This window comes from Kitasatospora sp. NPDC059722 (genome assembly GCF_042733235.1).
Lineage (GTDB): Bacteria > Actinomycetota > Actinomycetes > Streptomycetales > Streptomycetaceae > Kitasatospora.
Window position 1 is genome coordinate 9,862 of record NZ_JBHWGD010000074.1, and the last position, 12,416, is coordinate 22,277.

At 72.9% G+C, this 12,416-nt stretch carries 11 protein-coding genes; 8 read left to right on the forward strand and 3 right to left on the reverse strand.

The features are described from left to right. Window positions 1-660: 660 nt before the first annotated feature. From ACFV4F_RS33355 to ACFV4F_RS33375, 5 genes are all read left to right on the forward strand, one after another. Window positions 661-1,323, forward strand: a complete 663-nt coding sequence (locus tag ACFV4F_RS33355; protein WP_380508209.1) for a hypothetical protein — start codon at window positions 661-663, stop codon at window positions 1,321-1,323. Between the two features lie 100 nt (window positions 1,324-1,423). Next, window positions 1,424-2,197: a hypothetical protein gene (locus ACFV4F_RS33360; RefSeq protein ID WP_380443054.1), complete on the forward strand. Its 774-nt coding sequence runs from the start codon at window positions 1,424-1,426 to the stop codon at window positions 2,195-2,197. Between the two features lie 186 nt (window positions 2,198-2,383). Continuing rightward, entirely contained in the window at window positions 2,384-3,928 is a 1,545-nt protein-coding gene (locus ACFV4F_RS33365) for an MFS transporter (RefSeq protein ID WP_380443051.1), read from the forward strand. 410 nt (window positions 3,929-4,338) lie between these two features. Further along, window positions 4,339-4,728, forward strand: coding sequence for an SCO5389 family protein (locus ACFV4F_RS33370; RefSeq protein ID WP_380443045.1), 390 nt, complete (start codon window positions 4,339-4,341; stop codon window positions 4,726-4,728). A 196-nt stretch (window positions 4,729-4,924) separates the two neighbouring features. Then, the gene (locus ACFV4F_RS33375; RefSeq protein WP_380508212.1) at window positions 4,925-5,968 is read left to right on the forward strand and encodes an LLM class flavin-dependent oxidoreductase; all 1,044 of its coding nucleotides are present in this window, start codon (window positions 4,925-4,927) and stop codon (window positions 5,966-5,968) included. Between the two features lie 72 nt (window positions 5,969-6,040). Here the strand turns inward: ACFV4F_RS33375 and ACFV4F_RS33380 are convergent, their stop codons facing one another. Beyond that, window positions 6,041-6,523 (reverse strand): Uma2 family endonuclease, encoded by a 483-nt coding sequence (locus ACFV4F_RS33380; RefSeq protein WP_380508215.1) that lies wholly within the window; start codon window positions 6,521-6,523, stop codon window positions 6,041-6,043. 108 nt (window positions 6,524-6,631) lie between these two features. Here ACFV4F_RS33380 and ACFV4F_RS33385 point away from each other — a divergent pair, with 108 nt between their 5' ends. Both ACFV4F_RS33385 and ACFV4F_RS33390 read left to right on the forward strand, forming a co-directional pair. Further along, the gene (locus tag ACFV4F_RS33385; RefSeq protein ID WP_380508218.1) at window positions 6,632-7,639 is read left to right on the forward strand and encodes an NADP-dependent oxidoreductase; all 1,008 of its coding nucleotides are present in this window, start codon (window positions 6,632-6,634) and stop codon (window positions 7,637-7,639) included. Between the two features lie 280 nt (window positions 7,640-7,919). After that, window positions 7,920-9,296, forward strand: coding sequence for an amino acid permease (locus tag ACFV4F_RS33390; protein WP_380508221.1), 1,377 nt, complete (start codon window positions 7,920-7,922; stop codon window positions 9,294-9,296). Window positions 9,297-9,415: 119 nt separating this feature from the next. On the opposite strand, the gene ACFV4F_RS33395 is transcribed toward ACFV4F_RS33390, so the two are convergent. Next, window positions 9,416-10,963, reverse strand: coding sequence for a SpoIIE family protein phosphatase (locus tag ACFV4F_RS33395; protein WP_380508224.1), 1,548 nt, complete (start codon window positions 10,961-10,963; stop codon window positions 9,416-9,418). A 244-nt stretch (window positions 10,964-11,207) separates the two neighbouring features. Between ACFV4F_RS33395 and ACFV4F_RS33400 the strand changes: the two genes are divergently transcribed. Next, window positions 11,208-11,807: a hypothetical protein gene (locus ACFV4F_RS33400; RefSeq protein ID WP_380508227.1), complete on the forward strand. Its 600-nt coding sequence runs from the start codon at window positions 11,208-11,210 to the stop codon at window positions 11,805-11,807. Between the two features lie 219 nt (window positions 11,808-12,026). Here the strand turns inward: ACFV4F_RS33400 and ACFV4F_RS33405 are convergent. Then, window positions 12,027-12,416 (reverse strand): protoglobin domain-containing protein (locus ACFV4F_RS33405; RefSeq protein WP_380508230.1); only part of this gene is annotated, 390 nt, incomplete at its 5' end.

A 12,416-nucleotide genomic window follows, 5' to 3' on the forward strand; every position in this document is an offset into this window, starting at 1 on the left:
CGGCAGCGCGCTGCCGGGGGCGCCCACGCCGGGCGCCCCCCCCCCGCGACTGAACCTGTCCGCCCTTGGACCGAACGGCCGCAGGTGCCCGGCGCGCCTGTTGGTTGACGAAGTACCGCGGGGAGATCCTGACGGCGGCCGGAGGGCGCCACGCGTGTCCCCGGTCGGGCCGCCCGATCGAAGTCCGCCGCGCGCTGTGCCGTCACCCCTGGGAGGTGTGGAGGTCATTCCCCGGTCCCCAGAGGTCGAGCGGCTGCTGCCGGCAGGCACAGAACGCGTCCGCCCCGGCCGGTGGGTGCGTATGGCGGGTGCGGTCGCGAGCGTGGTGGCCGTGGGCGTGCTGGTGGGTGGGGCGCCCGCGGCGGGCGCCGGGCACCACGGTGGTGGGCATCCGGCGGGCCCGGTGGCAGGTTTCTGCGTGTGCCTCCGGGTGGGCGGGACCGCTCCGGTCGAGGTCACCATCGCTCCGGAGCGTGACCACCACCGGCCTCCGCACCAGCATCACCGGCCGTGCCCCACCTCTGCGCCGACGCCGACGCCATCGCCGACGCTTTCGGACAGCGCCGGCGCCGGGCGCCTGGACGGCGACGGCGACGATGACGAGCGCGGTGGCCACCACCACGGTGGTCACCACCATCACCATCATCACCACCTGCGTCCGTGCCCGAGTCCCACGCCCACGCCTTCCCCTACTCCGACGCCCTCTCCCACTCCGACGCCCACTCCGACAGCCACCCCGCCGTCGAGCCCGTCCCCCACGCCGACACCCAGCCCCTCACCCACGCCGACTGCCTCACCAGTCCCCTCCACCACGCCGACGCAGACGCCCACCTCGCCCCCGCCCGTCGCCTCGCCGTCGCCCTCGCCTTCGCCCTCGCTTCCGAGTCCGTCACCTGTTCCGGCCCCGCCCTCCGCGCCACCGCCAGCCCCGGCACCACCTCCGCCGGCGGCACCCGCACCCGCACCGGCACCGGCACCGGCACCGGCTGCGCAGAATCCGGCCCCGGCCGCCGCTGCCCCCGCCGCCGGGCCCGCCCCCGCCGCAGCCAACCCGGCCGCCACCGGACCACAGCCGTCGCCCCAACCCACCGGGCCGGCGGCCGCCAGTCCGGTCGCACCGGACACCCCCCGCCCGAGCCCGGCGTGGCCGACCCAGGCCCCCACCCGGGCGCCCACGTTCCGCGCACCGCCGGCCGGCCCGACCACCGCGCCTCCGCACCACCCGGACGTCCCGATGGCGGCCACCATGCTGCTGATCCTCGTGCCCGCGGTCCTCGCGGCGGCGGCGCTGCGCCCGGGGCGCGGCCGAGGCGGCGGCCATGAGCAGGGCCGGCGATGACGCCTCGTCACCGGACACCCCGACGCCCGCGTCGCAAGGACCGGGCCGCCGACCGTAGAAGCCAGCCAGTGAGAGGGAGTTCCGATGGGTCCATGGGTGGCGCTGGTCGTCGCCGCGGCCGCAGCGTGCCTCGTCGCCGGGGCGGTGGTGCTCCTGCGGCGCCACCAGAGCACCGAGCCGAGACACGACGAGACTCCGGACGTCATCGAGTACATCACGATGATGATCGGGATCGTCTACGCGATCGTCCTCGGGCTGGCGATCGCCGGCGTCTGGCAGGCGCGCGTCGCCGCCGAGGACGACGTGCTCCGCGAGGCCCAGGCGCTCCACGAGGTCGGGGACCGGGCCGCGGTCTACCCGCCCGAGGTCCGCGACAAGATCAGGGCGGACGTGGACGCCTACGTGTCGTACGTCGTCCGGGTCGAGTGGACGTACATGGGCGATCACGGAACGATCTCCGACAAGGGCACCCAGCTGCTCGAACAGGTCCGCGCCGACGTCGCCACCAGGCCACCCACGACCGAGCTGGAGGCGCAGTCCTACCTGCCCATCCTGGACCGGATCACCGTCGCCGACGACGCCCGGAGCGCCCGCGGTCAGTACGCCGGCGCCACCATGCCCGGCCTGGTCTGGATCGGGCTGATCGCGGGAGCCGCCATCACCGTCGGCATGCTCTTCGCCCTCCAGATCCGCCACACGCCGCGGGAGCTGGCGCTGGCCGGGTGTTTCAGCGCGCTGATCGCCTTCCTGCTGTTCATGATCTGGGACTTCGACAACCCCTTCGGCGGGAGCGTCCGCGTCACCGCCAGACCCTTCCTCGACCTGTTCCCCTACCTGGATCTCCGCAAGAACGGGTAGCACGGCACGGTTTCCACCTCTTCCACCTGTTCATCCCGTTCACACCTCGGTTCACTGATTGTCCGGAACCAGCCGACCGTCGGTAATGCCCGTTGTGCTCCCAATGCGCCCGGGACTACTGTCGGTCTTAGTGAACGAAACCGTTCCCTCCCGTCGTTCGCTCCCAAAGCCATTGGGGGACCTGCCATGGCCACCTCCCACGCCCTGGCCTCGGCTCCGCCGGCGTCCGCCCGCCGCGGCCAGCACCCGGGGATAGCGCTCACCGTCATCGCGGCCACGCAGCTCATGGTCGTCCTCGACATCACGATCGTGAACATCGCGCTGCCGCACATCCAGCGGGCGCTGAACTTCTCCACCACCAACCTGTCGTGGGTGATCAACGCCTACACCCTGACGTTCGGCGGGCTCCTGCTGCTCGGCGGGCGCACCGGCGACATCCTCGGGCGCCGGCGCGTGTTCATCGTCGGCGTGCTGGTCTTCTCCTTCGCCTCACTGCTCGGCGGCGTCGCGCAGAACGCCGCGTGGCTGCTCGCGGCCCGGTCGCTCCAGGGCCTGGGCGGCGCGATCGCCTCGCCGACGGCGCTCGCGCTGATCGCGACCAACTTCAAGGAAGGGCCCGAGCGCAACCGCGCGTTCGGCGTCTACTCGGCCGTGGCCGGTGCGGGCGGCGCGGTCGGGCTGCTGCTCGGCGGCATGCTGACCTCCTGGCTGTCCTGGCGGTGGGTGCTGTTCGTCAACGTGCCGATCGGCATCGCGATCGCCCTCCTGGCGCCGCTCTACATCAACGAGTCCGAACGGCACCCCGGCCGCTTCGACCTCCTGGGCGCGTTCACGGCCACCACCGGCATGGTGTCCCTGGTGTACGGGTTCATCCGCGCCTCCGACCACGGCTGGACGGACGCGGTGACGCTCCTCGCGTTCAGCCTCGCCGTCGTCCTGCTCACCGCGTTCCTGCTGAACGAACGGCGCGTGCCACAGCCGATCACCCCGCTGCACCTGCTGCGCAGCCGCAGCCGCGCGGGCGCGTTCGGGCTGATGCTGTGCCTCGCCGCGGCGATGTTCAGCATCTTCTTCTTCATCACCCTGTTCGTGCAGGAGATCCTCGGGTTCAGCCCGCTGCGGGCGGGCTTCGCGTTCCTGCCGATCAGTGTCGCCATCGTCGCCGCGGCGCAGTTCGCCGCCCGCAACCAGGTCCGGTTCGGGGCCAAGCCCTTCTTCGTCGTCGGCTCGCTGCTGGTGCTGGGCGGGGTGTTCTGGGCGACCCGGATCTCCCTCGACACGACATACGCCTCCGGCGTCCTCGGGCCGACGCTGCTGTTCGGCTTCGGCATGGGCTCGATATTCGTCCCGGTCATGCTGACGGTCGTGTCGCAGGTGGCCCCGCACGAGACGGGCGCGGCCACCGGCACGCTCAACGCGATGCAGCAGGTGGGCGGTTCGCTCGGGCTGTCCATCCTGGTGACGGTCTACGGCACGGCGAGCCGTAACGAGGCGCAGCAGCAGGTCGCGAAGTTCCTCCACGCGGCGACGCCGCAACAGGCCCTCCAGTTCAGGGCCACCGGGAAGCTGCCGGCACCGTACTCGTCGGCGGTGCTGGTACACGGCATCTCCCGGGCGTTCGAGATGGGGCTGGTGTTCGCGGTGCTGGCGGTGGTGATGGCGGTGTTCGTCATCAAGGTCCCCAAGGTCCCGGCCCCCGTCGCCGACAAGGCACCCGAACCCGCGGGCTAAGGCCTGGGGGTGGGGGCCGGGGGCTGGGGGCTGGGGGCTGGGGGCTGGGGGCTGGGGGCTACCCGGCGTACTCCAGCGGCGGCGCGATCGCCTGGGCGTCCACGCCCTCGCCCACCCACAGGCCCATCAGTCGAGTACTCGCTGACCGAGCTGGGGCGGACCCTCCTGGAGCCGATCGAGGCGTTCGGCGCCTGGGCGTTCCGGCACGGCGACGACGTCATGGCGGCGAGGGAGCGGGCGGGGGAGTGAAGCGGATGGGGCGGCGCGCGGCGGGGGCGGTCGCTCCGCGCCGTACTTGACAGGACATCAGGGAGTCGAGGACAGTCCATGTAGCAATGGTTTTCATCTTCGTTAACCGTTGACGCCTTCGGCACCACCAGCCCCACGCACCCCCGGGAAAGGACACCCCCATGTCGCTCGACGTCTCCCCCGCCCTCCTCGCCCAGGCCGCGCACGGCGAGGTCGACGAGGCCGACTTCGTCGAAACGGTCCGCACGTCGCTCCCCTACGCCTACCAGGTGGTCGCTGGCCTCAGCACCGAACTCGCCGCCGGCGACGATGAGTTCGTCAACGACAACACCACCCCCACCGACGAGGAGCGCGCCCAGCTGCTCCGCGCCCTCGCCAGCAACGCCATCCGCGGCAGCCTGGAGCGGCACTTCGACGTGACGCTCGCGTTCGTCAACTGCCACCGCGTCGCGGCCTTCCGGCCCGGCGCCGAGACCAGCGAGGCGTACCGGGAGTTCACGTCCCTGCACAACCAGATCCGCAACCAGAGCCCGGAGCTGCGCAGCTGCTGACCTCCGGGTGACGACGGGCCTCCGCACCGTGGGCGGGGGCCCGTCGTGTTGCGCCGTGTGGCGGGCGGGTTGCGACTGCGTTGACGGTCCGCCGGCGATCTTGTGGGGCGGCCGACGGCATGCGTAGGTTCGATCCGCACCCCGGATCGGCCCGTCCCCGGTCCGTCCCAGTCCCGTCGCCCGCCCGGAGGCCGCCATGCCGTCGTCGACCACCCCACGACCGCTGCGCAAGCTCGGCTTCCTCACCATCGGCCTCTTCGACGAGGCCGACCCGCGCCGCGGCCACGAGACCACCCTCGAACTCATCGAACTCGGCGAACGCCTCGGCTTCGACAGCGCCTGGCTGCGCCACCGCCACCTCCAGTACGGCATCTCCTCCCCCGTCGCCGTCCTCGCCGCCGCCAGCCAGCGCACCCGCCGCATCGAGCTCGGCACCGCCGTCACGCCCCTCGGCTGGGAGAACCCGCTGCGCCTCGCCGAGGACCTCGCCACCGTCGACGTGCTCTCCGGCGGCCGGCTCAACGCGGGCGTCAGCGCCGGCCCGCCCGCCCACTACGACCGGGTGCGCGGCGCCCTCTACCCCGACACCGGCGACCACCAGGACTTCGGCCCGGCCCGCGCCCGGCGCCTGCTCGACCTCGTCCGGGGCGAATCCGCCTCCGACTTCGCCGGGACCGAGGGCATCGAGGTGTACTCGCGGCGCGTCCAGCCGCACTCCCCCGGGCTCGCCTCCCGGATCTGGTACGGCGCCGGGAGCCTGCGCTCGGCGCGGTGGGCGGGCGAAAACGGGCTGAACCTGCTGATCAGCAGCGTCGTGAAGCCGGAGGAGGAGGCCGAGTCGTACGACTTCGCGGCGATCCAGCTCGCCCTCGTCCGCGCCTTCCGCGCCGCCCACCCGGCCGGCGACCGCGCCCGCGTCTCCCAGGGGCTCGTCGTGATCCCCACCGACAGCGCCACGCCCGCCCAGCGCGCCACGTACGAGGCCTACGCCGCCTCCCGGGCGCCCCGGACCGGGATACCGCAGGGCCCGGCCCGGCTGCTGTTCGAGCGCGACTTCGTCGGCACGACGGACGAGCTCGTCGAACAGCTCCACGCCCACGCCTCGTTCCGGGAGATCGACGAGGTCGCGTTCGCCCTGCCCTTCACCTTCGCCCCCGAGGACTACGTCCAGATCCTCACCGACCTCGCCACCCGCCTCGGCCCCGCCCTCGGCTGGAAGCCGGCCGACCGGGACCACTGAAGGTTCGGCCCCCATAGCGGCCGGAACGGACAGCAACCCGGGCGAGCTGGGAATTGCGCGGCGCCGTGACTCTCAGAACTCGCCCGTAGCCAGCTCCACGTCGAGCGGCGCGGGCAGCCGGATGGGGAAGCCGAGGGGGTACGGGCCCTCGACGAGGGCGTAGTCGGGCTCGCCGGGCCGGGTGCAGAGGGTCCACGTGCGCTTCCCGCGGTCGACCAGGAGGTAGCCGGGGGCGCCGAATTGCGCGTAGCGACGGCGGCGCTTCGAGGTGGTGTGGCTCGTGTCGGTGCACCCCGGCGGGACGGCCTCGACCACGAGGAGCGTCTGTTCGGGCAGCAGCGCGCCTTCCGTCCTGGCCAGTGCCGCCGGTATGACCGCCAGGTGCGGGACGTAGCGGTTCGCCGTGCCCGGGAAGTCGAGGTCGCCGGAGCCCGCGAACAGGCCGAGCTCGCGCAGGCGCGGGCGGAGCTGCTCGCGGATGGCGGAGGCGACGTTCGAGTCGGCCCACGAGCGGCGGACGGGCGCGACGACGCCCTCGATCAGTTCGGTGTGCACGCCCGGAGGCTACCGGGAGGGTCGGACACACCCCCTCTGGCCAGATGACTAAGCGCTTGCTTAGAATCACGCTCACGTGTCATCGCCGTACCGACTGGAGGCGCCCCCATGTCCGCTGTCAATCGCCAGGTCCGTCTTGCCCGCCGGCCCGTCGGGGAGGTGCGCGACGGGGACTGGGAGCTGGTCGACGGCGCGGTCGGCGAGGCCGGGGAGGGGGAGTTCGTCGGGCGGACGCGCTTCGTGTCGCTCGACCCGGCGATGCGCGGATGGCTGGACGACCGGCCGTCGTACCTGCCGCCGGTGGGGATCGGCGAGGTCATGCGGGCCGGGTCGGTGGTCGAGGTCGTCGCGTCGCGGCACCCGGGGTTCAAGGTCGGCGACCACGTCGTGGGCGCATTCGGCGTGCAGGAGTACGCCGTGTCGGACGGCAAGGGCGCGCTGCGCGTCGACCCGTCGCTCGCGCCGCTCTCGACCTACCTGGGCGCCCTCGGCATGCCCGGCATGACGGCGTACTTCGGCCTGCTGGACGTCGGCGCGCTCAAGGAGGGCGAGACGGTCGTGGTGTCCGGCGCCGCCGGGGCCGTCGGGACGATGGTCGGCCAGATCGCCAAGGTCAAGGGCTGCCGGGTGATCGGGATCGCCGGCGGGCCGGAGAAGTGCGCCCTGCTCACCGACGAACTCGGCTTCGACGCCGCCGTCGACTACCGCGCCGAGGACGTCCGCAAGGCGCTGCGCACGCACGCCCCGGACGGCATCGACGTCTACTTCGACAACGTCGGCGGCGACATCCTCGACGCCGCCCTCAGCCGCCTCGCGATGCACGCCCGCGTCGTGATCTGCGGGGCGATCAGCCAGTACAACAACGAGACCGCCGTCCAGGGCCCCTCCAACTACCTGTCCCTGCTGGTGCGCCGGGCCCGCATGGAGGGCTTCGTCGTCTTCGACTACGCGCGCCGCTACGCCGAGGCCGCGGCCGAGATCGCGGGGTGGATCGGCGAGGGCCGGATCAAGGTCAAGGAGCACGTGGTCGAGGGCACGGTCGACGACTTCCCGCAGACGTTCCGGATGCTGTTCAGCGGCGAGAACACCGGGAAGCTCGTCCTGCGGCTGCCGTGAGCACCCGGCGGGGCGTTCGCCGTGATCATCATGGTGAGCGCCCCTCCGGACGAGTGCGGGGGGGGGCGTGCCCCCCGGGGGGGGTTTTCCCCGTTAAAATGTGGGGGCGCCCCCCCCGGGACGAGTGCCGGTGCAAGGGACGCCCGGCCGGAAATCTTGCGGTGGCGGGCCTGGTGCGGCCGGACGAAAACCACCGATTTGGTACAGAGCGGTATCTCTCTGTGAGCATGGGCGGTCGCTCCACCGAGCGCAGCAGGACCAGGAAAGGCGCACCACCCCCATGCAGACCAGCCCGGCCGTGACCCGGCAGGCTCCCCGGCCGACCCCGCCCACCGACGCGGGCCCCGCCACCCCCTCCCGTTCGGGCGGGCGGTTCGGCCTGCCGACCGCGACCGCGCTCGTGATGGGGAACATCATCGGCGGCGGGATCTTCATGATCCCGGCCGCCGTGGCGCCGTTCGGGACGGTCAGCCTGGTCGCGTTCGCGGTGCTGACCGTGGGTGCGATCGCGCTCGCGCTCGTCTTCGGGCAGCTGGCCCGCCGCAACCCGCGCACCGGCGGTCCCTACGTCTACGCCCGTGAGGCGTTCGGCGACTTCGCCGGGTTCATCTCCGCCTGGTCGTACTGGATCACCACGTGGGTCAGCAACGCGGCGCTCGCCGTCGCGGCCGTCGGATACCTCGACGTGCTGGTCCCCGTCCAGCACTCCACCGTGGTCACCATCGCCGCCGCGCTGACCGTGCAGTGGCTGCCCGCGCTGGCGAACCTGGCCGGCACCCGGTACGTCGGGGCCGTCCAACTCGTCTCCACCGTCCTCAAGTTCATCCCGCTGGCGCTGGTCGCGGTGGGCGGCCTCGGCTTCTTCGACCCGAAGAACCTCGGCCCGTTCGACGCCTCCGGCCAGGGCGTGGTCGGCGGCATGACGGCCGCCGCGGCGATCCTGCTCTTCAGCTACCTGGGCGTCGAGTCGGCCGCGATGAGCGCGGGCAAGGTCCGCGACCCCGAGCGCAACGTCGGCCGGGCGAGCGTCCTCGGCACGGCGGGCGCGGCCCTGGTCTACCTGCTCGGCACGCTGGCGGTGTTCGGCACCGTCGCACACGACGAGCTCGTCCACTCCTCCGCGCCGTTCTCGGACGCCGTGAACGCGATGTTCGGCGGCTCGTGGGGCGGGACGGTCATCGCCGTGGCCGCGCTGATCTCGATGACGGGCGCGCTCAACGGCTGGACGCTGCTGGCCGCGCAGGCGCCGTACGCGGCCGCCAAGGACGGGCTGTTCCCGGCCGCGTTCGCCAAGGAGAAGCGCGGGGTGCCGGTGCTCGGCGTCGTCGTCAGCGTGGCGCTGGCCTCGGTGCTGACGGTGCTCAACTTCGCGTCCGGCGCGAAGGGCGCGTTCGACGCCCTCGTGCTGATCACCACCTTCACCGCGACCGTCCCCTACCTGCTCTCCACCGCCGCCCAGCTCTACTGGCTGGTGCGCGGCGGGCGCGAGGTGGCCGGCGCCCGTCTCGTCCGCGACGCGGTGCTGGGCCTGGGCGCGTTCGGCTTCTCGCTGTGGCTGGTCGCGGGCGCCGGGTACGCGGCCGTCTACCAGGGCGTGCTGTTCCTGTTCGCGGGCATCCTCGTGTTCGTCTGGATGTCCGGGCGCCGCAAGGACTGACCCCCTCGGGTCAGGAGAACCCCCTCAGGCCGGGAGCGCCCGGTGGTACTTGTCCGCCGCAAGTACCGCCGGGCGCTTCCTCGTTGTCCCGGCCCGAAGGACACGCCCCAGGACACGCCCTACCGCAGGGGCAGGGTGAACCAGGTGGTCTTGCCCACCTCGGCGGGCCGGGTGCCCCAGCGGTGGGACAGGGCCTCGACGAGGGTGAGGCCGCGGCCCGACTCCTCGTCCGTCTCGGCGAGCCGGGGGTGCGGCAAGTGGGGGCTGTGGTCGGTGACTTCGACCACCAGTTCGGCGGGATGGCAGCGCAGGTGCAGGCGGACGGGGCCCTTGCCGTGCTGGATGGCGTTGGTGAGCACCTCGGAGGTCAGCAACTTGACGTCGTCGGTCAGGTGGCCGTGGTTCCAGGAGCCGAGGACCTTCTCGACGAAGGCCCGTGCCTCGGCGGAGGAGGTCGGGACGGCGGGCAGCTCGATCGCGGCCGTGGCGTCCGGGGCCGCGGGGACCTGGGCCAGCAGGAGCGTGACGTCGTCGTCGTAGCCGGGGACGGGCGGGAGCAGCGTGGTCAGGATGTGGTCGGCCGCGGCTTCCAGGTCGCCGGGGTCGGGGGTCGTGTCGATGGCGGACATGAGGGTGTCGAGGCGGTCCTCGATGTCGCACCCGGGGGCCTCGATCAGGCCGTCGGTGAACAGCGCGAGCAGGGTGTGCGGCGGCAGGACGGCGGACGTCTGCCGGTGGGGGACGCCGCCCACGCCCAGCGGCGCGCTCACCGGCGCCGGCAGGATCCGGGCCGCGTGGCCGGGGGTGGCGGCCAGGATCGGGAGGTGGCCGGCCGAGCAGACGGACACCTCCCGGGTGTCGGGGGCGAAGACCAGGTAGCAGCAGGTGACGAGCTGGTCGGGGACCGCGAGGTCGCCGACGACCGTCTCCAGGGACTGCATCAGGTCCCGCGGCTCCATGCCGGTGATGGCCAACGCGTGGGCGGCCGAGCGCAGTTGACCCATGACGGCGGCGGCTTCCAGGCCACGGCCCATGACGTCGCCGATGAGGATCCCGACCCGGCCGGCGCCCAGCGGGATGAGGTCGAACCAGTCGCCGCCGACGCCCGCTCCCTGGGTCGCCGGCCGGTAGCGGTGGGCGGCGGTGAGCCCGGGTATGGCGGGCGGGGTGCCCATCAGGCTGCGCTGGAGAGTGAGGGCGATGTGCCGCTGCTGCTCGTAGAGCACGGTGAGTTCGGCCTCCGCGGCCTTGCGGTCGCTGACGTCGCGGACGGCGGCGGAGAACAGGAGGCCGTCGCTGGTCTCCAGCGGGCTGAGGCTGATCTCGACGGGGAACTCGGTGCCGTCCTTGCGCAGCCCGCGCAGGTCCAGGCCCGCGCCCATCGGCCGCACCTGCCGGTTGGCCGCGTAGTCGTCGCGGTGCCGGGCGTGGTGGGCGCGGAAGCGGCCCGGGATCAGCAACTCCACCGGCCGTCCCAGGAGTTCCTCGCGACCGTAGCCGAACAGCGCCTCGGTCTGGGCGTTCACGAGCGTGATCGTCCCGGTGTCGTCCACGATGACCATCGCGTCCGGCGCCGCTTCCAGCAGTCCGCGGAACCGCTCCTCGGCGGCCGGCGAGCCGCCCTTGCTCTCCCCCTGGGCCTTCGCTGATCTGTGCGCCTTGCCCATGTCGACCCCAGATGCGTTGTGCTGTACGAGTTTCGAAAGCCAATACCACCGCAACGGGACCGTGTCGCAGGACAGTTGACTCCATTTGCCGCATCACGAGCGAACCGGCTCCGAGTCCGACCGGAAGCAACCGTTCGCGACCTGCCCCCGGTCGGCGGCGCGCCGTCGGGCACGGCGCAGCAATCCGGTACCGCCGGTGGGCCGCCCTGGGAGAGACTCGTCGGGACGACGAGGAGAGGAAACCATGGCACGACCTGCAGTCGGGGCGGCCCCGAACCGCTGCGACGAGTGCGGCGGCTACGAGTACGGCGGCGCGCCCGTCTGCCCGGCCTGCCGGGCGCTCGTCGACGGCATCGTCGAGGACGAATGGTCCGTGTTCCTGGCCCGCGTGGGAGCGGTCGGCGAGCGGGACGCGGCGGCCCTCGCCGAGATGGTCGCGGCCGAACCGGACCGGCACGACTGGCGCGTGGTCGACGCCGCCCTCGACCGCCTGACCTGCCCCGACTGCGGCGACCGGCTCGCCCGCGGCCCGCTCGGCTGCGCCGCCTGCGACCTCGCCCACGGCTTCCGCTACGCCGCGGTCGAGACGGACCGGCCGGGCGTGCCGTGGGGCAACGAGCACGGCGTCCGCGTCAACGTGTCCGTCGTCCGCCGCCCGCACGTGACCTCGGCCGACGAACTCCTCGCCCGCCGCCTGACACTTCCCCTCCTCCTGGCGGGCCACCTGCCGACGACCGCGGAGGCGCAGCGGATGAGCGCCCTGATCCGGCAGGCCCCGGCGGCGCGGCGGGCGCAGGTCGCCGCGGAGGCAGTGGAGGAGGTCCTGCGGCGCACGGCGGGCTGAGGAGGATCGTTCAAGCCCGTGGGAGGACGACGTGCCGGCCGAGTTCGAGGACGGGCGGTGGCGGTGCCGATGTGGGTGACGGTGGTGGTCACGTGTTCTCCGTCATTCAAGTGGCGGTGACGCGGAAGCGGCGTCGGTATTCGGTCGGGGTGGCGCCGAGGTGGTCGCGGAACCGGCGGCCGGAGGCACTCCGACCGCCTCCGGCCGGGTCGGCCCGGCCTACCAGGCCGCTCCCGCGTACGGGCGGGACCACAGCGACACCTGCAGCGTGACGGCCTTGAACCACGCCTGGTGCATCGCCTCGACGTCCTCCTCCGGGTGGCCCTTGGCCGCGAGGAACGGCCGCATGGTCGCCGTGATCGGGTAGATGAACGCGATCATGTAGCGCAGCGGGATGTGCGGGACGGACCGGGCGCCGTCGGTGGTGTTCTTCTTCGCCGAGGTGTGGCGCAGCGCGATCTCCTCCTGCTGGGCGAGCCAGCGGGCGTCGTAGGGGCGGGTGCAGGTGTCGGCGATCCACTGGCCGAAGCGGCGGCGGACGGCGGCCAGGTATTCGGGGACGGGCGTGCCTTCGGGGGTGGAGACGTAGGCGAGCAGGTGGGGCTGCGA